Annotated in this window: 22 protein-coding genes and 1 tRNA gene; 14 read left to right on the forward strand and 9 right to left on the reverse strand. The window is 70.2% G+C overall.

All coding sequences use genetic code 11. From position 1 onward, the window contains the following. Position 1: 1 nt before the first annotated feature. The gene (locus tag V2S04_RS02940) at positions 2–253 is read left to right on the forward strand and encodes a MoaD/ThiS family protein (protein ID WP_413637016.1); all 252 of its coding nucleotides are present in this window, start codon (positions 2–4) and stop codon (positions 251–253) included. Positions 254–284: 31 nt separating this feature from the next. Here V2S04_RS02940 and V2S04_RS02945 read toward each other — a convergent pair whose 3' ends face one another. Then, positions 285–710, reverse strand: a complete 426-nt coding sequence (locus V2S04_RS02945; protein WP_099196910.1) for a molybdenum cofactor biosynthesis protein MoaE — start codon at positions 708–710, stop codon at positions 285–287. Further along, on the reverse strand, positions 707–1,183 hold the full coding sequence (locus tag V2S04_RS02950; RefSeq protein WP_413637017.1) for a MogA/MoaB family molybdenum cofactor biosynthesis protein: 477 nt from the start codon (positions 1,181–1,183) through the stop codon (positions 707–709). The genes V2S04_RS02945 and V2S04_RS02950 overlap by 4 nt, the downstream gene beginning before the upstream one ends. A 99-nt stretch (positions 1,184–1,282) precedes the next feature. Between V2S04_RS02950 and V2S04_RS02955 the strand changes: the two genes are divergently transcribed. Next, positions 1,283–1,897, forward strand: coding sequence for a helix-turn-helix transcriptional regulator (locus V2S04_RS02955; protein ID WP_413637018.1), 615 nt, complete (start codon positions 1,283–1,285; stop codon positions 1,895–1,897). An 18-nt stretch (positions 1,898–1,915) separates the two neighbouring features. Here the strand turns inward: V2S04_RS02955 and V2S04_RS02960 are convergent, their stop codons facing one another. Next, positions 1,916–2,692, reverse strand: coding sequence for a hypothetical protein (locus V2S04_RS02960; RefSeq protein ID WP_413637019.1), 777 nt, complete (start codon positions 2,690–2,692; stop codon positions 1,916–1,918). Between the two features lie 122 nt (positions 2,693–2,814). On the opposite strand from V2S04_RS02960, the gene V2S04_RS02965 reads away from it, so the two are divergent. From V2S04_RS02965 to V2S04_RS03015, 11 genes are all read left to right on the forward strand, one after another. Beyond that, positions 2,815–3,498 carry a GntR family transcriptional regulator gene (locus tag V2S04_RS02965; protein WP_413637020.1) on the forward strand — a complete coding sequence of 228 codons (684 nt, stop codon included), beginning with the start codon at positions 2,815–2,817 and terminating at the stop codon, positions 3,496–3,498. A 121-nt stretch (positions 3,499–3,619) separates the two neighbouring features. Continuing rightward, on the forward strand, positions 3,620–4,807 hold the full coding sequence (locus tag V2S04_RS02970; RefSeq protein ID WP_413637021.1) for a branched-chain amino acid ABC transporter substrate-binding protein: 1,188 nt from the start codon (positions 3,620–3,622) through the stop codon (positions 4,805–4,807). Between the two features lie 117 nt (positions 4,808–4,924). Continuing rightward, positions 4,925–5,812 carry an ABC transporter permease subunit gene (locus tag V2S04_RS02975; protein ID WP_181417792.1) on the forward strand — a complete coding sequence of 296 codons (888 nt, stop codon included), beginning with the start codon at positions 4,925–4,927 and terminating at the stop codon, positions 5,810–5,812. A gap of 1 nt (position 5,813) precedes the next feature. After that, positions 5,814–6,971, forward strand: a complete 1,158-nt coding sequence (locus V2S04_RS02980) for a branched-chain amino acid ABC transporter permease (protein WP_413637022.1) — start codon at positions 5,814–5,816, stop codon at positions 6,969–6,971. Continuing rightward, positions 6,968–7,894, forward strand: coding sequence for an ABC transporter ATP-binding protein (locus V2S04_RS02985; protein WP_099195808.1), 927 nt, complete (start codon positions 6,968–6,970; stop codon positions 7,892–7,894). Before V2S04_RS02980 ends, V2S04_RS02985 begins: the two co-directional genes overlap by 4 nt. Next, complete coding sequence (locus V2S04_RS02990) at positions 7,891–8,601, forward strand: ABC transporter ATP-binding protein (protein WP_340086114.1); 711 nt, start codon at positions 7,891–7,893, stop codon at positions 8,599–8,601. The genes V2S04_RS02985 and V2S04_RS02990 overlap by 4 nt, the downstream gene beginning before the upstream one ends. Before the next feature lie 53 nt (positions 8,602–8,654). Continuing rightward, the gene (locus V2S04_RS02995; protein WP_413637023.1) at positions 8,655–9,815 is read left to right on the forward strand and encodes an NAD(P)/FAD-dependent oxidoreductase; all 1,161 of its coding nucleotides are present in this window, start codon (positions 8,655–8,657) and stop codon (positions 9,813–9,815) included. Beyond that, positions 9,812–10,057: a (2Fe-2S)-binding protein gene (locus V2S04_RS03000; protein WP_413637024.1), complete on the forward strand. Its 246-nt coding sequence runs from the start codon at positions 9,812–9,814 to the stop codon at positions 10,055–10,057. The genes V2S04_RS02995 and V2S04_RS03000 overlap by 4 nt, the downstream gene beginning before the upstream one ends. After that, the gene (locus V2S04_RS03005) at positions 10,054–11,433 is read left to right on the forward strand and encodes an FAD-dependent oxidoreductase (RefSeq protein ID WP_413637025.1); all 1,380 of its coding nucleotides are present in this window, start codon (positions 10,054–10,056) and stop codon (positions 11,431–11,433) included. The genes V2S04_RS03000 and V2S04_RS03005 overlap by 4 nt, the downstream gene beginning before the upstream one ends. Continuing rightward, entirely contained in the window at positions 11,433–12,434 is a 1,002-nt protein-coding gene (locus V2S04_RS03010) for a proline racemase family protein (protein ID WP_271639404.1), read from the forward strand. Before V2S04_RS03005 ends, V2S04_RS03010 begins: the two co-directional genes overlap by 1 nt. Positions 12,435–12,480: 46 nt before the next feature. After that, on the forward strand, positions 12,481–13,953 hold the full coding sequence (locus V2S04_RS03015) for an aldehyde dehydrogenase (NADP(+)) (RefSeq protein ID WP_413637026.1): 1,473 nt from the start codon (positions 12,481–12,483) through the stop codon (positions 13,951–13,953). Between the two features lie 132 nt (positions 13,954–14,085). Here V2S04_RS03015 and V2S04_RS03020 read toward each other — a convergent pair whose 3' ends face one another. The 3 genes from V2S04_RS03020 to V2S04_RS03030 are packed head-to-tail and all read right to left on the reverse strand — an operon-like array spanning position 14,086 to position 17,252. Then, on the reverse strand, positions 14,086–15,273 hold the full coding sequence (locus tag V2S04_RS03020; RefSeq protein ID WP_413637027.1) for an amidohydrolase family protein: 1,188 nt from the start codon (positions 15,271–15,273) through the stop codon (positions 14,086–14,088). 25 nt (positions 15,274–15,298) lie between these two features. Continuing rightward, the gene (locus V2S04_RS03025; RefSeq protein ID WP_413637028.1) at positions 15,299–16,282 is read right to left on the reverse strand and encodes a proline racemase family protein; all 984 of its coding nucleotides are present in this window, start codon (positions 16,280–16,282) and stop codon (positions 15,299–15,301) included. 40 nt (positions 16,283–16,322) lie between these two features. Then, on the reverse strand, positions 16,323–17,252 hold the full coding sequence (locus V2S04_RS03030; protein ID WP_413637029.1) for an ornithine cyclodeaminase family protein: 930 nt from the start codon (positions 17,250–17,252) through the stop codon (positions 16,323–16,325). A 107-nt stretch (positions 17,253–17,359) separates the two neighbouring features. On the opposite strand from V2S04_RS03030, the gene V2S04_RS03035 reads away from it, so the two are divergent. Then, positions 17,360–17,450: transfer RNA gene (locus tag V2S04_RS03035), tRNA-Ser, on the forward strand. Positions 17,451–17,529: 79 nt separating this feature from the next. Here the strand turns inward: V2S04_RS03035 and V2S04_RS03040 are convergent. The 3 genes from V2S04_RS03040 to V2S04_RS03050 all read right to left on the reverse strand — a co-directional run bounded on the left by V2S04_RS03040 (position 17,530) and on the right by V2S04_RS03050 (position 19,764). Next, positions 17,530–17,970: a hypothetical protein gene (locus V2S04_RS03040; protein ID WP_413637030.1), complete on the reverse strand. Its 441-nt coding sequence runs from the start codon at positions 17,968–17,970 to the stop codon at positions 17,530–17,532. A gap of 93 nt (positions 17,971–18,063) precedes the next feature. Continuing rightward, positions 18,064–18,741: a GntR family transcriptional regulator gene (locus V2S04_RS03045; RefSeq protein WP_413637031.1), complete on the reverse strand. Its 678-nt coding sequence runs from the start codon at positions 18,739–18,741 to the stop codon at positions 18,064–18,066. A 117-nt stretch (positions 18,742–18,858) separates the two neighbouring features. Next, a complete protein-coding gene (locus V2S04_RS03050) occupies positions 18,859–19,764 on the reverse strand; it encodes a dihydrodipicolinate synthase family protein (protein WP_099195817.1) in 906 nt (301 codons plus the stop codon). Positions 19,765–19,767 lie beyond the last annotated feature (3 nt).

The raw sequence follows: 19,767 nt of genomic DNA on the forward strand, positions 1-19,767 counted from the left end.
GATGACGACGACAGAGACCACGACGACCGTGCGGTTCTTCGCCGCGGCGCAGGAGGCGGTCGGGCACGACGCGCTGAGATCGGATGCGGCGACCGTCGGCGTGCTCAAGCAGGAGCTGCTCGCCGAGCACCCCGCGCTCACCGGCATCCTGCCCCGATGCGCGGTGCTGGTCGACGGTGCGCGGGTCGACGACGACTTCGCACTCGCCGCAGCGAGCACCGTCGACGTGCTCCCGCCGTTCGCCGGAGGCTGAGCCGGCCCGGCTTCGTCGCGCGTGGGTGGCGTCAGCCGCCGATCCCCTTCCAGGCGGTCGTGCCGTCGGCCTCGACCTGACGCTTCCAGACCGGAAGCTCGCGCTTGATCGCCTCGATGACCTCACGGCACACGGTGAACGCCTCATCGCGGTGCGACGATGCGACAGCGATCGCGACGGCCGCCTCGCCGACGCCGAGCCGGCCGACGCGATGGCTGACCGCGACCACGGCATCCGTGCCCTCGGCGGCGGCCTCGGCGATGCGGTGCAGGGTCGGCTCGGCATCCGGATGCGAGGTGTACTCGAGTGCGACGACGGCGTCGGAGGCATCCGGGTCGTGGTCGCGGACGCGACCGACGAACGTCGTGACGGCGCCGGCGGTGCGGCTGTCGACGGCGGCGATGTGCTCGTCGAGCGACAGCGCCTGCTCGGTGATGCGCGCGAGGCGGACGGTCATGAGTGATCCTCTCCGTGGAGCTGACTCAGCACGTGCGTCGCGACTGAGAGCACGATCGGCATGCCCTCGGCGACCGCCTTGGGTGAGCCGGGCAGATTGACGATCAGGGCGTTGCCGACGACACCGGCGAGCCCGCGCGTCAGCATCGACGCGGGGGTGGCGGCGAGCCCTGCGCGGCGCAGCTCCTCGGCGATGCCGGGGATCTGCCTTTCGAGCACCCGGGCGGTGCCCTCCGGGGTCTCGTCGCGCGGGCTGATGCCGGTGCCGCCGCTGGTGATGATGAACCGGATGCCTGAAGCGAGCAGCTCGCGCAGAGTATGCTCCACGGCATCCGCCCCGTCGGGCACGATCGTGGCGTCGTCGCAGTCGAAGCCGGCCTCACGCAGCGCGCTGACGGCGACGGGACCGGCCGAGTCGGGCCGTGCTCCGGCCGACGAGCGGTCGGAGACGGTGAGGACGGCGGCGGCGATCATGCCCTCCACACTATCCGCGACGCAGGCCGGGACCGCGTGGGGGGATTATTCACGGCCCGGTCCCACGTGCGCCGAACACGGCTCTGCGAACATGGAAGCATGACCACCACTGCGGTCGCGTACGGGCCGATCTCCAGCTACTCGCGCGTGCGCATCCTGCACCTCGTGCAGCAGCGACCCGAGCGCACGATCGGCGAGCTGTGCGAGGCGACCGGTCTGCACGCGAACACCGTGCGCGAGCACCTGCAGCGGCTGATCGAGGGCGGCTACGTCATCCAGACGACCGAGCACCGCACCACCCGCGGTCGCCCCCGCACCCTCTACAGCGCCGCGACCGGAACCCCGGACGCGTCGAGCCCGATCGCCCGTGAGAAGGTCGCCGAGGCGGCGCGTCGCGGCGATGTGATGCGGCGCATCCTCGCCGAACCGGACTCCGAGCTGGGGCGCGAGGCCACCTATCAGCTCGACGCCCTCGTCGAGCACCTCGAGGAGAGCGGCTTCGAGCCGATCGTCGACGAGAGCCGGATGACCGTCGAGCTCACGCCGTGCCCGCACGCCGCGAGCTCTCCCGAGCACCGCCCGATGCTCTGCCAGGTGCACCTGGGGCTCATGCAGGGCGTGCTGACCCAGGCCGGCGGACCCATCGCCGCCGAGTGCGTGCAGGCCACGCGGCGGCCCGAGGAGTGCACGGTTCAGTTGCGGCTCACGGCCTGATCCCGCCTGACGGACAGCTCAGCTGTACAGCGACTCGGTCGGCTCCATCACGATGCCGTGCGCCTCGAACGCCTGACGGCGCTCTTCGATGCGCCGGTGCATCTCGGCCTGCGCGTCGGCGACGAGGGCGGCGGGCAGGGCGACGGATGCCGGATGCGGGTCGGCGTTGCCTGCTTCGAAGTACGCGTCGAGCTCGGGCCCTGAGGTCCACGAGCAGATGAGCGCGTAGCGCGGTTCGGGGCCGCGATGCCACACGGCATGCCAGAAGCGCTGGGTGTCGACGACGATGCGAGAGCCCGCGGGCAGCGGCAGCCGGATCTCGGTCGACGGGTCGAAGCGGTCGGATCGCAGGATCAGCAGCGAGTCGGGGTCATCCGTCAGATTCAGCCAGGCGCGCACCACCCAGCCGGTGCCCTCGGTGTTGAGCCGGTTGTTGTCGTCCTGGTGCAGGTTGTAGATCGCATCGGCGTAGGTGTTGGGCTGCAGCTCGATGACACGGCAGCGGCCGACGTTCGCACCGGGCTCGAGCGCGCGCGCCTGCAGCGTCGGCGCCTTCTCGACCTGAGAGGGGATCCACACGCCGTCCTTGTCGGTGCGCGGGGGAGTGTGATTCCAGAATCCGTTGCACTCGATGTCACCGGCATGGCTCGCCAGTGGTGCGAAGCGGGTGATGCCCGACGAGCGCCAGCCGACGTACTCGAGGTCGCGCCACTCAGCGGGGTCGCCGGACTGATCGTGGCGGTCGAGCACGACATAGCCCGTCTCGCTCAGTGCGGGGGAGGTGAGGAATCCCATCGCGGTCTCCGTTCCGGCATCCGTTCTCAGGGCCATCCTAGGCCGCGCCCGCATGCGGCGACTCGGGCGCGGCCGGGTAAATACGCAGTCGCTGTCCCCGCGGCGGCGGGTAGGGTGTCGCCATGATGCTGCAGGATGCTCTGCGCGATTTCGCCGCGCCGCTCGCTCCCACCGAGAACCTGCGCGAGCAGATCGAGAACCAGCTCTCAGCGCGCATCGTCGCCGGGGAGATCCCGCCGGGACATGTGCTGAGCGTCCCGCGTCTGGCGAGTGACTTCGGAGTCAGTGCCACCCCGGTGCGCGAGGCGATGCTCAACCTCACCCGCCGCGGCTTCCTCAGTCCCATCCGCAATCGCGGATTCGCCGTCACGGAGGTCTCGCAAGACGAGCTCAACGAGCTGTGCGAGGTGCGAGTACTGCTCGAGGCGCCGCCCATGCGCCGCATCGCCGGCACCCTCGACGATGACGCGGTCGCCGAGCTGCGCGCGCTTGCCGACCGCATCGTCGAGGCAGGACGAGCGGGGCTGTTCGCGGAGTTCCTGGCCGCGGACACCGCATTCCATCTGCGAGTCCTCGCGATGGCAGGCAACCACACACTCCTCGACGTGGTGCGAGAACTTCGTCAGCAGACCCGCCTGGTGGGGCTGGCGCATCTGGTGGAGACCGACGCGCTCGTGCCCACCGCCCTCGAACATGCGCAGCTGGTCGATCTGCTGGTCGCCGGCGACGGCGAGGGAGCGGAGGCGCTCATGCGCCGGCATATCGGGCACGTCGGAGGCGTGTGGAGCGGGCGCGACGAGCGCTGATCGGCCGCTCGAAGCGGCTCGGTCACGGATTGATCTCGGACATTCCTTTCTGGCCACCTCAGCAGTAATGTGTCACGTACTATCCGATGGCAAATGCAATGAGGCATCCAGGAGGACCATCATGCATACCCGCACTCCGCGTCTGCGACGCACTCTCTCCCTCGTCGCCGCTGTAGGCGCGATCATCATCACCGCCGGGTGCTCCGGCGGCCTCGGGGCCGGCGACGGCAACGACGGCGGCGAGTCCGACGGGCCCATCAAGCTCGGAATGCTGGCGCCGTTCTCGGGCAGCGAATCCGCTTTCGGGGACTACATGAAGAACGGCGCGCAGCTGGCGATCGACGAGATCAACGCCGACGGCGGCATCGACGACCGCAAGCTGGAGCTCGTCGTCGAGGACGACGCCTGCGACGCCACCGCATCGGTCGCGGCCGCGAACAAGCTCGTCACCAACGGCGTGGTCGCCTCGGTCGGCGGCTACTGCTCGGGAGCCACCCTGCCGACGCTGCCGATCTTCGACGAGGCCGGCATCCCCATGGTCATCCCCGCCGCCAACTCGAACGAGCTCGTCAAGCAGCAGCTGCCCGGCGTGTTCCTCATCAACGGCACCGGCACCCAGCAGGCCAAGGCCGCGGTGACGTACGCCGAGAAGATCGGCGCGAAGACCGTCGCGGCGATCGACGATGCAACGGCGTACTCCGCCGACCTCGCCAGTTCGTTCGTGCAGCAGGCGAAGGATGCCGGCCTCACCGTCTCGTTCGAGGCGACCGTCACCCCGGGCGAGAACGACTACTCGGCCGTGGCCACTCAGCTCGCCTCGGCGAAGCCCGACCTCGTCTACTGGACCGGGTACTACCAGGAGGGCGGCCTGATCGTCCGCCAGGCCACCGACGCCGGCTATGAGGGCGCGTTCCTCGTGGGCGACGGCTCGGTCGACGCGAAGTTCGCCGAGATCGCCGGCAAGGGCTACACCGAGAACGTGGTCGGCACCTTCACCCAGACTCCCGACATGATCCAGGGTGCTGACAAGTGGATCGCCGACTACGAGAAGCTGGCCGGGGGCAAGCCCGGCCCGTACTCCACGCAGTCGTACGACGCCGTGCGGGTGGTCGCGGAGGCGATCGACGAGGCCGACAGCACCGACTTCGACAAGGTCGTCGCGGCCCTCGAGGGACTGAAGGACTTCGAGACCTTCGCCGGCCCGCTGACCTTCACCGAGGACCACACCCTGTCGGGCGGCGGCTTCGTGATCGTGAGCATCGACCCCGCCAGCGGCAGCTTCGTGCTCAAGGACGACCTGCAGGGCTGAGATCGGCGCGGCGGGGCGGTGCGAGCCGCCCCGCCCGTCGGTGTCGTCCGGCATCCGCCCCGGGCTTCCACCCGGCGCGCCTCTTCCCGCCCCTGACGAGCAAGGACATCCGCAGTGATGCAACTCATCTGGAACGGCCTCATCGTCGGCTCGTTCTACGCCCTCGTCGCGCTCGGCTACAGCATGGTCTACGGGATCATCAAGCTGCTGAACTTCGCGCACGGCGACATCTACATGCTCGGCGCCTTCGCCGGCTTCGCCACCATGTCGGCCTTCGGGATCTCGAACGAGTCGTCGATCCCGCTGCTGCTGGTCATCATGCTGCTGTCGATGGTGACCACCGGTCTCATCGGCGTCGGCATCGAGCGCATCGCCTACCGGCCGCTGCGCAAGAGCCCGCGCCTGGCCGTGCTGATCACGGCCATCGGCGTCTCGTTCACTCTCGAGTACGCCGTGCGCCAGATCTTCGGCCCCAATCCCGAGGCCTTCCCGGTGCGCCTGGAGTCGTCGGGCTTCGCGTTCGCCGGCATGCGCATCACCGCCGCGCAGATCGTGCTCGTGGTGATCGCCGCTGCACTCATGCTCGTGCTCGCGCACATCGTCGAGCGCACACGCCAGGGCCGGGCCATGCGCGCGATCGCCCTCGACCCGCAGGGCGCGCAGCTGATGGGCATCAACGTCAACCGCGTGATCGCGACCGTGTTCTTCATCGGCTCGGCGCTCGCGGGCGCGGCCGGCGTGATGGCCGGTGCCTACTACGGCTCGATCGACTTCCTGATGGGATTCATCATCGGTCTGAAGGCGTTCACCGCGGCCGTCATCGGCGGCATCGGCAATCTCTACGGCGCCATGCTCGGCGGTCTGCTGCTCGGGTTGCTCGAGTCGTTCGGCTCGGCGTGGTTCGGCGGCGAATGGCGAGACGTGTTCTCGTTCGCCTTCCTCATCCTGTTCCTCACCTTCAAACCGACCGGGCTGCTCGGCGCCCGTGTCGTCGAGAGGATGTGACATGTCCCGCTCCGCATTCCGAGACAGAGCCGCTCTGGGCGCGCCGTCTCCGCTGTTCGACCGCCCGGCCACGCCGGCCGGCATCCTCTCGTCGAACACCGGATTCCTGCGCGCACTGGGCGCGATCAGCGTCGTGCTGCTGATCGTGCTGCCGTTCCTCGACGCGTCCCGCTACACCATGTCGATCGCGACGAGCGCGCTGATCTACATCATGCTGTGCATGGGGCTCAACGTCGTCGTCGGCTACGCCGGACTGCTCGACCTGGGCTACATCGCCTTCTTCGCCGTGGGCGCCTACACCTCGGGGATCTTCACCACGGTGCTCGGCTGGCCGATGTGGGCGGCCCTGCCCGCCACGGTGCTGGCGTGCATCATCGCCGGCATCATCATCGGCGCGCCCACGCTGCGGCTGCGCAGCGACTACCTCGCCATCGTCACGCTCGGGTTCGGTGAGATCATCCGGATCACCGCGAACAACCTCGACATCACCGGCGGGCCCTCGGGCATCCACGGCATCCCCACCTGGCACTTCGGCGACTGGAGCTTCGCCGACGGCTTCACCCTGTTCGGACTGGAGTTCCCGCAGCGCGTGGTGTTCTACTACTTCGTGGCCGCGGTGGTCGTGCTCGTGGGCGTGATCGGTGCCGGGCGCCTCGCCCGCGGGCGACTGGGCAGGGCGTGGAAGGCCGTGCGCGACGATGAGGACGCCGCCGAGGCGATGGGCATCAACACCTACATCGCGAAGATCATGGCGTACATCATCGGCGCGGTCTGGGCCGGTCTCGCCGGGCAGCTCATGGCGACGCACCTGTCGGCGATCAGCCCGAACAGCTTCATGTTCCTGTACTCCGCGCTCATCCTCATGGCGGTGGTGCTCGGCGGCATGGGCTCGACTCCGGGTGTGATCATCGGCGCGCTGTTCGTCTCGCTCGCCCCCGAGCTGCTGCGCGACTTCGCCGAGTGGCGCTTCCTCATCTTCGGTGTGCTGCTCGTGGTGGTGATGCTGTTCCGTCCCTCAGGGCTCTGGCCCGCGACCGCGGTGCTGCCCTGGCTGAAGAAGCGCAGGCCGGTGCCGCCGGCGACGGCCGGGTTCATGGCGGTGCCACCCTCGCCGGCCAATGAGGACCTCGAGACCGTGGAAGGCGAGGAGAGCCGATGAGTGCGCTGCTGGAGGTCAAGGACCTGCGCCTGCAGTTCGGTGGCGTGAAGGCCGTCGACGGGCTGAGCTTCTCGGTCGAGGCGGGGGAGATCCTCGCGGTGATCGGGCCCAACGGTGCCGGCAAGACCAGTGCGTTCAACTGCATCTCGGCGTTCTACCTGCCGACATCCGGATCCGTGGTCTTCGACGGCAAGGACATCGTGCGTGAGGCGCCCGGGATCTTCCGCACCCTGCGCCTGGTCGACCTGCTGCAGAGTTTCGGCTTCTACCGCGTCCTGCCCTCGCGGGTGACGAAGTGGGGCATGGCGCGCACGTTCCAGAACCTGCGGCTGTTCCGCGAGCTCAGCGTGCTCGACAACGTCAAGACGGCCATGCACGCCAACCTGCGCGAAGGGTTCTGGGCGACGCTGCTGCACACGCCCGGGTACCGGCGTGCCGAGGCGGAGTGCGCCGAGCAGGCCCGAGGATGGCTGGACTTCGTCGGCTTCACCGGCGACGAGAACCTCTACGTCACGCAGCTGCCCTACGGCGAGCAGCGCCGCGTCGAGATCGCTCGCGCCCTCGCCACCGGGCCGAAGCTGCTGCTGCTGGACGAACCGGCGGCCGGGCTGAACTTCAACGAGAAGCAGGGCCTGATGCAGCTGATCCGCCGCATCCGCGACCTCGGCGTCGCCGTCGTGCTGATCGAGCACGACATGGGCCTGATCATGGAGCTCGCCGAGCGCATCGTGGTGCTCAACTACGGCAAGGAGATCGCGGTGGGCACGCCCGAGCAGATCAAGCACGATCCGGTGGTCATCGAGGCGTACCTCGGCGTCGAAGACGAGGCACTCGATGACACCAAGCTGCAGACCGGCACCGTGAACCTGTCATCGCTCGATCCTGCCCGACCGGGTCGCACCCGCAAGGGGGGCCGGTCGTGAGCACGCTGACAGTCGATGCGGCCGACGTCTACTACGGTCGCGTGCACGCCCTGCGAGGTCTGAGCTTCGAGGTGCAGGAGGGTGAGATCGTCTGCCTGCTGGGCAACAACGGCGCCGGCAAGTCGACGACGATGAACATGCTCTCGGGGCTCGTGCGCCCGAAGTCGGGCGCCGTGCGCTGGGGTGAGATGGATCTCGCCACAGCCAAGCCCTGGGACATCGTCGCGGCGGGGCTCATCCACGTGCCGGAGGGTCGACGCATCTTCTCGACCATGACCGTGCACGAGAACCTGCTGCTGGGCGGATACACCGTGCGCGACGCGAAGCTCATCGGCCAGCGTGTCGAGCAGGTGTACGCGCTGATGCCACGGCTGGCCGAGCGGCGCCGTCAGCAGGGTGGCACGCTCTCGGGCGGCGAGCAGCAGATGGTCGCGATCGGACGGGCGATCATCGGCGGACCGAAGCTGCTGCTGCTCGACGAGCCGTCGATGGGACTCGCGCCCCTGGTGGTCAAGCAGGTCATGGAGACGATCCAGGCAGTCAACGCCCAGGGCACCACGGTGCTGCTGGTCGAGCAGAACGCCCGCGCGGCGCTGAGGATCGCCGACCGCGCGTACGTCGTCGAAAGCGGTCAGACCACGCTGTCGGGTCCGGCGGCGGAACTCGCCGCGGATGCCCGGGTGATCGACGCCTATCTCGGGGGCTGAGAAGCATTGTGAGCATGTGACATTGCACTAAGCTGGTCGAGGAGGTGTGATCGATGCGGATCATCGTGATCGGAGCCGGCGCCGTTGGCGCCGCGTGCGCGCTGAGCCTGACCGAGGCCGGCGCCGAGGTGACGGTGCTCGACCGCACCGGGGTGGCCAGCGAGACTTCGAGTCGCTGCGAGGGCAACATCCTCGTCTCCGACAAGCAGCCGGGAGCCGAAGCGGTCATGGCCGTCGAAGCCAACCGGGCGTGGCGCGAGCTCGCCGAACGGCTCGATGCGGAGCGCGTGCCCGGTCAGCCGGCGACCGAGTTCGAGGCGAAGGGCGGGATCGTCGTCGCATTCCCCCCGGGAGCGGAGGCGCTGCAGGGCTTCGCCGCCGCGCAGCGCGAGATGGGCATCCGGGCCGACGTGCTCGATGTCGCGGCGCTGCGCGCCGCCGAACCGCATCTCGCCCCCGAGATCGCCGTCGGCGTGCACTACCCCGACGACGCCCAGGTGCAGCCCAGCCTCGCCGCGCAGGCCATGCTCGCCCGCGCACGTCACCTCGGGGCGCAGCTGCACGTGACCGAGGTCACCGGCGCGGTCGTCGAAGCCGGACGGGTGCGTGGTGTGCGCACTCCGACCGGGCGCATCGACGCTGACGCCGTGGTGAACTGCGCGGGGCCGTGGGCAGGGGAGATCGCCGCGCTGTTCGGCGCGGAGCTCGACATCCGCCCGCGTCGCGGCACGATCCTGGTGACCACCGCGATGCCGCAGCGTGTGTTCCACAAGGTGTACGACGCCGACTATGTGGGCGCGGTCGGGTCTGCGGATGCCGCGCTGCAGACGTCGACCGTGGTCGAATCCACCCCCGCCGGCACGGTGCTGATCGGCTCGAGCCGCGAGCGCGTCGGATTCTCGGAGGACGGCCTGCTCGCGCCGCTCGCCGAGATCGCCGCGAAGGCGAGTCGGCTGTTCCCCTTCCTGCGTGACACGATGCTGCTGCGCACCTACTTCGGCTTCCGCCCGTACGCGCCCGACCACCTGCCCGCGATCGGTGCCGACGCACGCGTGCAGGGACTGTTCCACGCGGCCGGTCACGAGGGCGCCGGCATCGGCCTGGCGCCCACGACCGGGGCGCTCATCGCGCACGCCGTGCTCGGCGTCCCGGCGCCCTTGGACCCGACGCCCTTCCTGCCCTCGCGCGCCACTCTGCAGGGAGCCGCGGCATGACCGTGCGGATCCGGTTCGACGGCGACGAGCTCGAAGGGCGTGACGGCCAGAGCATCGCGGGCGTGCTGCTCGCGCACGGACATCGCACGTGGCGCACTGCCGACGGCGGTGAACGCGGCATCTTCTGCGGCATCGGGGTCTGTCAGGACTGCGTGCTCACCATCAACGGCGTCGAGGGCGTGCGCGCCTGCCAGCGCACCGCCTGCGACGGCGATGTGATCGAGAGGGAGAGTCGCGCATGAGCGCCAGCGCACCCCGGGTGATGATCATCGGTGCCGGTCCCGCCGGTCTGGCAGCAGCGGCCGCCGCCGCGGATGCCGGCGCCGACGTGGTGATCGTCGACGAGGGCGAGCGCGTGGGCGGCCAGTTCTGGCGCCATCACCCCACCCTCACCGACGAGCGCCTGCAGCATCAGCGCCGCCGATTCGCAGACCTGCGTGGTCGCCTGCGCGACGTGCGGGTGGTGTCGTCGGCGAGCGTGTGGCGCGTCGAGGCCGGCCCACCGCTGCGTGCGCACGTGCTGATCGGCCCCGCCGATGCCGCGAACCGGCGCGCGGAGACCATCGAGGCGGATGCCGTCGTCGTCGCCACCGGCGCGCACGATCGCATCCTGCCCGTGCCGGGGTGGACGCTTCCCGGCGTCACCTCCGCGGGCGCCGCGCAGGCGCTGGCCAAACGCGACGGGCTCGCACCCGGTGCGCGCACCGTGGTCGCCGGCGCCGGTCCGTTCCTGCTGCCGGTCGCGCAGAGTGTGGCGCTGATGGGCGGCGAGGTCGCCGAGGTCGTCGAGGCGACCGCGGCAGGACGGATGATGCGCGGCTGGGGCGCTCGTGCGTGGGAGCTCACCGCGGCCACCGGCAAGGCCGGAGAGCTCGGCGCGTACCTCTTCTCGCTGGCGCGGCATCGCACGCCGTACCGCTTCGGCAGCGCGGTCACCCGCATCCACGGCGAGGCCGCGGTGGAAGCGGTGACCGTGCAGCGGATCGACGCCGACTGGCGTCCGATCGCCGGAACCGAGCGGATCGTCGAGTGCGACTCGGTCGCCCTCGGGCACGGATTCACGCCGCGGCTCGAGGCGGCGATCCAGTTCGGCTGCGAGATCGGCTCCGACCGATTCGTGCGCGTCGGTGATGATCAGGGCACGACCGTCGCCGGCGTCTACGCCGCGGGCGAGATCACCGGGATCGGCGGTGCAGATGCCGCGCTCGCCGAGGGCGAGATCGCCGGACTCGCCGCCGCCGGGGTGCCCGACACGGACGCCCGCTGGCGGGCGCCGCTCGCCGCTCGGAGACGGATGCGGGCGTTCGCCGCTCGGCTGGACGTGCACCGCATCGGACGCGGATGGACGAGCTGGCTCGAGGAGGACACCATCATCTGTCGCTGCGAGAGCGTGCCCAAGGCGCGCATCGACGAGTACTCGGCCGCGTCGTCGCGCGCCATGCGGCTGTCCACGCGTGCGGGGCTGGGCGCCTGCCAGGGCCGCACCTGCGGCCGCAGTGTGGAGGACGTGCTGGGGACGAGCTTCAGTCTCGATCGACGTCCCGTGCTGTCGTCGGTGCGGATCGGAGAGCTCGCCGCGCTCGCCGACACGAAGACCACAATCACAGGAGGTATCTGATGCGCGCGCGTCGAACGATCCAGGCCGTGGACTCGCACACCGAGGGGATGCCCACGCGCGTCGTCACCGGTGGGGTGGGACGCATCCCCGGCGCGACCATGAACGATCGCCGCCTGTACGCGATGGAGCATCTCGACGGGCTGCGCGGCTTCCTCATGAACGAGCCGCGCGGTCACGCCGCCATGTCCGGTGTGCTGCTGCAGCCGCCGGCGCGGGACGACGCCGACTGGGGCATCGTGTTCATCGAGGCATCCGGGTTCCTGCCGATGTGCGGGCACGGCACCATTGGGGCGGCGACGGTGCTCGTCGAGACGGGCATGGTCGAGGTCACCGAGCCGGTCACCGAGATCCGCCTCGACGTCCCCGCCGGCCTGGTCATCGCGCGGGTGCGCGTGGAGGACGGCCGGGCCGTCGACGTCACCATCGAGAACGTGCCGAGCTTCGTCGACCGCCTCGACGAGCGCATCGACGTGCCGGGCATCGGCGAGATCAGCTACTCGGTCGCGTTCGGCGGCAACTACTACGCGCTCGTCGACCTCGAGCAGGTGGGGCTGCCTTTCGACCGCGCCCGGCAGGACGACATCCTCGCCGCCGGACTCGCGATCATGGATGCCATCAACACCCAGGCTCCGCCCGTGCATCCGGTGCTGCGCGGCGCCGACCACGTGCACCACGTCGAGTTCATCGCCCCCGGTTCGGATGCCGTGCGATCCCGTCATGCGATGGCGATCCACCCGGGCTGGTTCGACCGCTCGCCCTGTGGCACCGGCACCAGCGCCCGCATGGCCGAGCTGCACGCGAGGGGCGAGCTCGACCTGAACGTGCCGTTCGTGAACGAGTCGTTCATCGGCACCGAGTTCACCGGCACGCTGGTGGCCGAGACGCGCGTGGGAGACCGCCCCGCGGTGGTGCCCACCATCACCGGACGCGCTTGGGTGACCGGACTCGGGCAGTATCTGCTCGACCCGGACGACCCGTTCCCCGAGGGGTTCGTGTTCTGACCGCAGCGCGGACACCGCAGACAGACATCGAGACGAGGAGAGAACAGTGACAGAGAAGCCCATCGACGCCGTCGCCGCAACCGCGGCCGCCGCCGCCCGCCCGTTCGCCCGCACCAGCCCCCGCGAGCGCGGTGCGGCTCTGGTCGCGGTCGCCGAGGCGCTGGAGAGCGCAGCGCCCGAGCTGATCGAGATCGCGATGCGCGAGACCGGCCTCACCGAGGCGCGGCTGGCCGGCGAGCTGCGACGCACGGCCTGGCAGCTGCGCCTGTTCGCCGACACCATCGTCGACGGCGGCTACCTCGATGTGCGCATCGACGCAGCCGACCCCGACTACGTCATCGGTCCGCGGCCGGACCTGCGCCGGATGCTGGAGCCGGTCGGCCCGGTGCTGAACTTCGCCGCATCGAACTTCCCGTTCGCGTTCTCGGTCGCGGGCGGCGACTCGGCCGCCGGACTCGCGGCGGGATGCCCCGTGGTGGTGAAGGCGCACTCCGGGCATCCGGAGCTGTCGCGGCGCACCGCCGAGATCGTCGCCGCGGCCCTCGAGGGCGCGGGGATACCCGAGGGGACCTTCCAGCTGATCAGCGGGCAGGAGAACGGCGTCGCGCTGCTGAAGGACGAGCGCATCCGCGCCGGGGCGTTCACCGGATCGACGCACGTCGGCCGCATGCTGGCCGACATCGCCGCATCCCGGCCCGTGCCGATCCCGTTCTACGGCGAGCTCGGCAGCGTGAATCCGGTCTACGCGACCTACGCCGATTCCGCACTGCTCGAGGCGTTCGTCACCTCGGTGTCGGGCTCGGCGGGGCAGCTGTGCACCAAGCCCGGGTTCCTGTTCGTGCCGGAGGGGTCGGATCTGGGTGCGGTGACGGATGCCGCCGGCGCCGTCGACGAGCACCGGCTGCTGAACCCGGGCATCGGGCGCGCCTTCTCGCAGCGTCGTGACGACGTGCTGGGCGCTGACGGGGTGACCGTGCTGTCGGAGGGCGAGGTGCGCACGGATGACGCCGGGCAGACCTACGCCACCCCGACCGTGGTGACCGTCGGCGTCGACACCCTGATGGCGAACCGCGAGGCTCTGCTCGAAGAGTCATTCGGACCGCTGTCGGTGATCGTGCAGTACGGCGACCGGGATGCGCTGCCGCAGCTGCACGTCGAGCTGTTCCCCGGCAACCTCACCTCGACGCTGCACGCCCGCGCCGACGAGCTCTCCGACGGCTCGCTCGCCTCGCTGGTCGACGCCCTCGCACAGACGAGCGGACGCGTGCTGTTCGGCGGGTGGCCCACCGGCGTCTCGGTGACGCCCGCCATGCAGCACGGAGGCCCGTACCCGGCGACCACGACCGATGCCACCAGCGTCGGCACCGCCGCGATCACCCGCTTCCTGCGCGGCGTGGCCTACCAGGGCGCCCCGCAGGAGCTGCTGCCCGCACCGCTGCGCGACGACAACCCGTGGAATGTGCCGCAGCAGCGCAGCGAGGCCGGTCGCTCGCGCGAGTGGGGCTCATTCGCCCGCTGACCCGACCGGCCTGGTCTCGCCTCTCAGCTGAGACCCGCCTTACGCCGAGACCCCCACGTGTGCGCAGGCGCACGTGGGGGTCTCGGCGTTGGATGGGGTGTCGCTGAACCGTGGCTGTCGTCGGCTGCGTGGTCAGATGCGGACGCCGGAGCGGATGACGCCGAGGCGTGCGTCCTCGCGCCACAGCGTCGAGGGGTCGGCGAGCGGGTCGGATGCCAGCAGCACGGCGTCCCCGTACGCGCCCGGTCGCAGGTGTCCCAGCGCGGTATCCCCGATCAGCTCGGCGTTCACGACGGTCATCGACTGCAGTGTCCTGGCGGCACCGCTGGCCTCGACCTGCAGACGCACCCCGGCGAGCTGGTCGTCTTCGAGGTCACCCATCAGGTCGCTGCCGAAGCCGACCCGCACGCCGGCGGCGTGGGCGAGCCGCACGGCATCCTGCCCCTTCGTCAGCACCTCGGCGTTCTTCGCGAGGGAGACCGCGTTCAGCCCGATCTCGGCGCCGCGGCGGTCCATCGCGTCGTACGCGGCCAGGGTGGGCACGAGGAAAGCACCCGCCTCGGCCATCATCTCGGCCGTCGCCTCATCGATGAGGTTGCCGTGTTCGATCGATCGGATGCCGGCGCGCACCGCGTGCTGCACGGCCTCGGACGAGTAGGCGTGTGCGGCGACGTAGCTGCCGCGGCGGGTGGCCTCGTCGACCACGGCGCGCAGCTCGTCGACCGAGTACTGCGGGACGCGGATCGGGTCGGTCAGCGAGAACACGCCGCCGGATGCCATCACCTTGATCGCGTGTGCGCCGGTGCGCAGCCGCTCGCGCACGGCGACACGCAGGGCGTCGACGCCGTCGACGACCTCGCACATGTGCCCGTGCGAGAAGCACACGTCCACGTGGGCCGCGCGCGGATCGCCGTGCCCGCCGGTCTGGCTGAGCGCCGGGCCGGTGAAGTGGTACCGAGGGGAAGGGAAGAGCCCGGCATCGATCGCCTGAGCCAGCCCGATGTCGCCGCCCGCGACGTCGCGCACGGTGGTGAGGCCCCGCTGCAGCGCCCGCGCGAGCCGGCGCGCGCCGTTGAGTGCGGCATAGCTGAGCGGGCCCCGCTCGTTCTCGAAGCCGTCCATGCTCGTGGCGTAGGCGTGGAAGTGCGCGTCGATGAGTCCGGGCACGACCCAGAGGTCGGCGCCGTCGACCACGTCGGCGTCGGGCTGCGGGCGTTCGCACACCCTTCCCTCGGCGAAGTGCAGGTCGCGGCGCTCGAAGCGCTCGCCGTCCCAGATCTGGGCGCCGGTGATCGTCAGGGGTGCTGCGGGTGCGGACATGCTCATGTCTCCTCGGTTCTCTCGGTCAGCGCAGGCTGAAGCCGTCGGCGACGGGGTCGTTCTCGTCGAGTTCGAACGTGCAGGTGCCGACCCGGTGCGCCATGCCGCGGACTTCGGGGATGACCCCCTCCGCCGTGCGCTCTGCGACGCGCGCGAGGAAGCGGGTGCCGATGATCGAGTCGTGCGTGAGCGTCTCGTCATCGGCCAGCTCTCCGGTCGCCGCGAGCAGCGCCACTCGCGCCGCAGTGCCCGAGCCGCACGGGCTGCGGTCGACCTCGCCGTCGGCGAACACGGTCACGTTGCGCTGGTGGGGACCCGCGTCGGTGCGCCCGAGATCGTCGAACAGGATGGTGCCGTAGACCCCCGAGAGGCGGGCGTCGTCGAGCTGCGCGGCCGGATGCTCGTTGAGCGCCCACTTGATCTCGCGGCCGATCGCGATGAGGTCGGTGGTGTGCGCCGGGGCCACCTCGAGCGCAACGGCCGAGGCGGGCAGCGTCGCGTAGATCGCGCCGCCGAAGACGAGGTCGACCTCGACGTCGCCGCGCGACGTGCGCAGCGGGATGCCGCGGGCGAGCACCCGGGATTCGACGTTGCGGAAGACGATCTCGTCGATGCGCCCTGCGCTCTGGCGCACCAGCGCCTGCACGCGTCCACTCGGAACGTCGATCGTCACCGCCGTCTCGCCGTCGGGGTCGGACGGGACTCGGCCGGTGCGCACCGCCCAGGCGCCGAGGGCGATGGTGCCGTGCCCGCACGCCGTCGAGAAGCCGTCCTTGTGCCAGAACAGCACCCCGAAGTCGGCGCCCGTGTCGTCGGGAGGGGTGATGAACCCGCCGTACATGTCGTCGTGGCCGCGCGGCTCGAGGCAGAGGAACCGCCGGATGGCATCCGCTTCACCGCTGATCGCCTCGACGCGGCGCTCGGCGACCGTGTCGCCGTGGGTGGGCACGTCCTCGACGATGCGGAACGGCTCGCCGGCGGTGTGCCAGTCGTCCGTGGTCCACTGCATGCGTTCTCCTTCGATGCTCGGGTGGTTCCGCGTCCGGCGTTCAGACGGCCAGCCGGGCGACGGCGAGATCCTGCCACCCCATGCCGCACGTCTTGACGATCCGCGGGCGGTCGGTCGTAGCGGTGGTCGCGCCGGTGAACAGCTCGTGCATGGTCACGATGTCCTCGAGGCGCAGCATCCCCGCCTCGACGGCGACGATCACGTCACCGGCCTCGGATGCCGCGACCCGACGGCTCTCCACGACGACCTGCGATCGGCCCACGAGCGCAGGGTCGAGTTCGGTGCGGTCGGGCTCGTGCGAGCCGATCGCGACGATCGTCGCGTCGTCGCGCACCGACGCGGAGGGGAACAGGGGAGCGGATGCCGTGGTCGCGCACACGATGAGGTCGGCGGCCGCGATGTCGTCGAAGGTGCCTGCGCGCATGTCGGCGTCGGGTGCGTAGGAGCGGGAGGCCTCGACGGCGGATGCCGCGCGCCCCGCATCCCGCCCGATGATGCGCACCGAGCGCAGCGGGCGGATCGCCGCGAATGCCTCGACGTGACGGATCGACTGCGGTCCGGTGCCGATGACGACGAGGTCGCCGGCGCTCTCGCCGGCGAGCACGTCCGCGCAGGCGGCGGACACCGCCGGGGTGCGCAGGCTCGTCAGCGCGGTGCCGTCGAGGATGGCGGTGGGGGCGAGGGTCTGGCCGTCGACGAGGATGTAGACGCCCTGGATGCGCTCGAGACCCCGCTCTGGGTTACCGGGCGCGACCGTGGCGAACTTCTGCCCCACGGCGCCGCCCGCTGCGGCGGGCATGAGCAGCAGCTGCCCGTTGGGGACGTCGAGGATCTGCCGAGCGAGGTCGTGCTCGGGGTCGAAACCGTCTCGCAGCGTGCTCTGCACGGCCGCGATGGCGGCGGACATGCTCACCCGCTCCGAGAGCAGCTGCGCGTTGACCAGGGCGAGATCGGCGATGACGTCGGGCATGCTCCCAATCTAGGTTCAAATTAGTAATATGTCACGCGTTATGCCCGTTCGGTGCCGGGGTCGCGGTCGATTCGCGCAGCGACGGCGCATGTCGTAAGCTGGACGACGGTGACGTGTCCGAGCGGCCGAAGGTGCAACTCTCGAAAAGTTGTGTAGGGTAACCCCCTACCGTGGGTTCAAATCCCACCGTCACCGCCATGAGAACCCCCGAGAAATCGGGGGTTTTCGCGTATTCGTGAGGGGTGTGCGACCAGACGGTGCGCATTTCGCCGACGGGTCACTTCCCCCGTGCGTCCGCGCGCTCCGCGTCGGAGTTCGGCGTCCAGCCGAACCAGCCGTGGTCGGCAGGGATCACACCCCAGTCGCCGCAGGCGAAGACGGTCTTCGCCGCGTACGGGTCCGGTGCGCCGTCGAGTGTCCACACCGGAGCGGAGCGCCGCTCCACATCCGCGCAGTCGCCGGCGAGAGCGAAGTCACCGGTGAGCAGGATGACGGCGTCGTCGGAGCTCTCCGACGTCGAGGTGCGCACGGTGATGTCGGTGGCGTCCGAGGGGATCCACGGCGCATCGACCTCGGCCTCCGCGCGGAACGCAGTGAGGCCGTCGAAAGTGTGCGTGGACTGCTGGTGGACGAGATCCTCGTACACTGCGCATCCGGTCAGGGAGAACCCCAATGCGGCGATCAGAGCGGAAACGGCGAGGGCTGGGCGTGCGTTCATGCTTCCAGCCTCGTCGCATCGGATCCGCACCGCGTCGTGCGTGCGAGGTATCCGTGTACCTCGCACGTATGACTCGCCAGCGGACCCGAGGCGTCAGCTGCCGGCTTCGGGCCGCCCGGCCCACCAGCCGATGACGTGACCGATGTGCTGGTGCATGAGTCGCTCAGCGCGCTCGCCGTCGCCTCGGGCGAGCAGATCCAGCAGCTCGTGGTGCTCAGCCGCCGAGCGCGACAGCTGCTCGGTGGCCAGCAGGCCGGCGAGGCCAGGAAGACGGGTCTCCTTGCGCAGCTGCGAGATGAGCGCGGCCAGGCGCGGGTTGCCGCTGTGCACGTTGATGGCCTCGTGGAAGGCGCGGTCGGCCTCGAGGTAGGTGGTGAGGTCTCCGCTGGAAGCGCCGTCGACGATGGCATCCGCCGTCGCGCGCAGCTTCTCGATGGCATCCGCCGGGATCTTCCCCGCCAGCTCGCGCATCACCGGCGGCTCGAGCAGCCGCCGCACCGCGACGATGTTCGCCACCTCGTCATCGCGCACCTCGGTCACGCGGAATCCCTTGTTGCGCACCGCCTCGACGAAGCCGAGCTTCTCGAGGTTCAGCATCGCTTCGCGCACGGGCGTGGCCGAGACGTTGAATCGGGCGGCGAGCGCGGGCGCCGAGAAGAGCTCGCCAGGGGCCATCTCGCCGGCGCGGATCGCCGCCTCGAGCGCCACCTCCACGCGCTCCCGCAGGTTCATCACCGGCTGCAGGGGAGTGACGACGGAGGGGAGTGTCATGAACGACCACCGATCAAGAAGCGTAGGCAGTGCCATGCGGCATGGCACTGCCTACGAAACTACCGGATGCCGTGGATGCGCGGCGACAGCACGCCGCCTGCGCATCCACGGCGCGGATCACTTGCCGTAGCCCTTGGCGGCGGCCTCTTCGGTGTCGGCGACGATGCGGTCGGCGACGTCCTTCGGAAGGGGCAGGCGCGGCGGGCGGCAGGGGCCGCCGTACAGGCCGAGCACGTCCATCGAGAGCTTGATGGATTCGACGAACTCCGTCTTGGTGTCCCAGCGCAGCAGCTTGTGCAGGTCGCGGTAGATCACCTTGGCGCGCTCGAGGTCGCGCACGTCTCCCGAGGTGGACAGGCGGAACAGCTCGACGGTGGCCTGCGGGATGGCGTTGGGGTAGCCGGCCACCCAGCCGACGGCTCCCGCGATGCCGACCTCGAGAACGCTGTCGTCGGTGCCGATGAGGATGTCGATGTCGGGAGCGAGCTCCTTGATCTCGTAGATGCGCCGGGGGTCGCCGGTGAACTCCTTCACGCCCACCATGTGGCCGGCCTCGTGGATCTCGGCGATCAGGTCGGGCACGAGGTCGACCTTGGTGTCGATGGGGTTGTTGTAGCCCACGATGGGCAGGCCCACCGCTGCGACGGTGGCGTAGTGGTGCTTCACCTGCTCACGGTTCGCCCGGTAGGTGTTCGGGGGCAGCAGCATGACGCAGTCCGCGCCGGCCTTCGCGGCCTGCTCGGCCCAGTGCGCCGACTGCAGCGCACCGTACGCGCCGACGCCCGCCATCACCGAGAAGCCCTCGGGGGCGGCGTCAACGGCGACCTCGATCACCTTCGCGCGCTCCTGCTCGCTCAGGTTCTGGTATTCACCCAGCGAGCCGTTCGGCGCGATCCCGTCGCAGCCGTTGTCGGCGAGGAAGCGCACGTGATCGGCGAATCGGTCGTAGTCGACCGAGAGGTCGTCCTTGAACGGCAGGGCGGATGCGACGATCACGCCATGCCAGGGAGCCTTCTGAGACATCTT

This window comes from Microbacterium sp. OR21 (genome assembly GCF_047306785.1).
In the GTDB taxonomy this organism is placed as follows: domain Bacteria; phylum Actinomycetota; class Actinomycetes; order Actinomycetales; family Microbacteriaceae; genus Microbacterium; species Microbacterium esteraromaticum_E.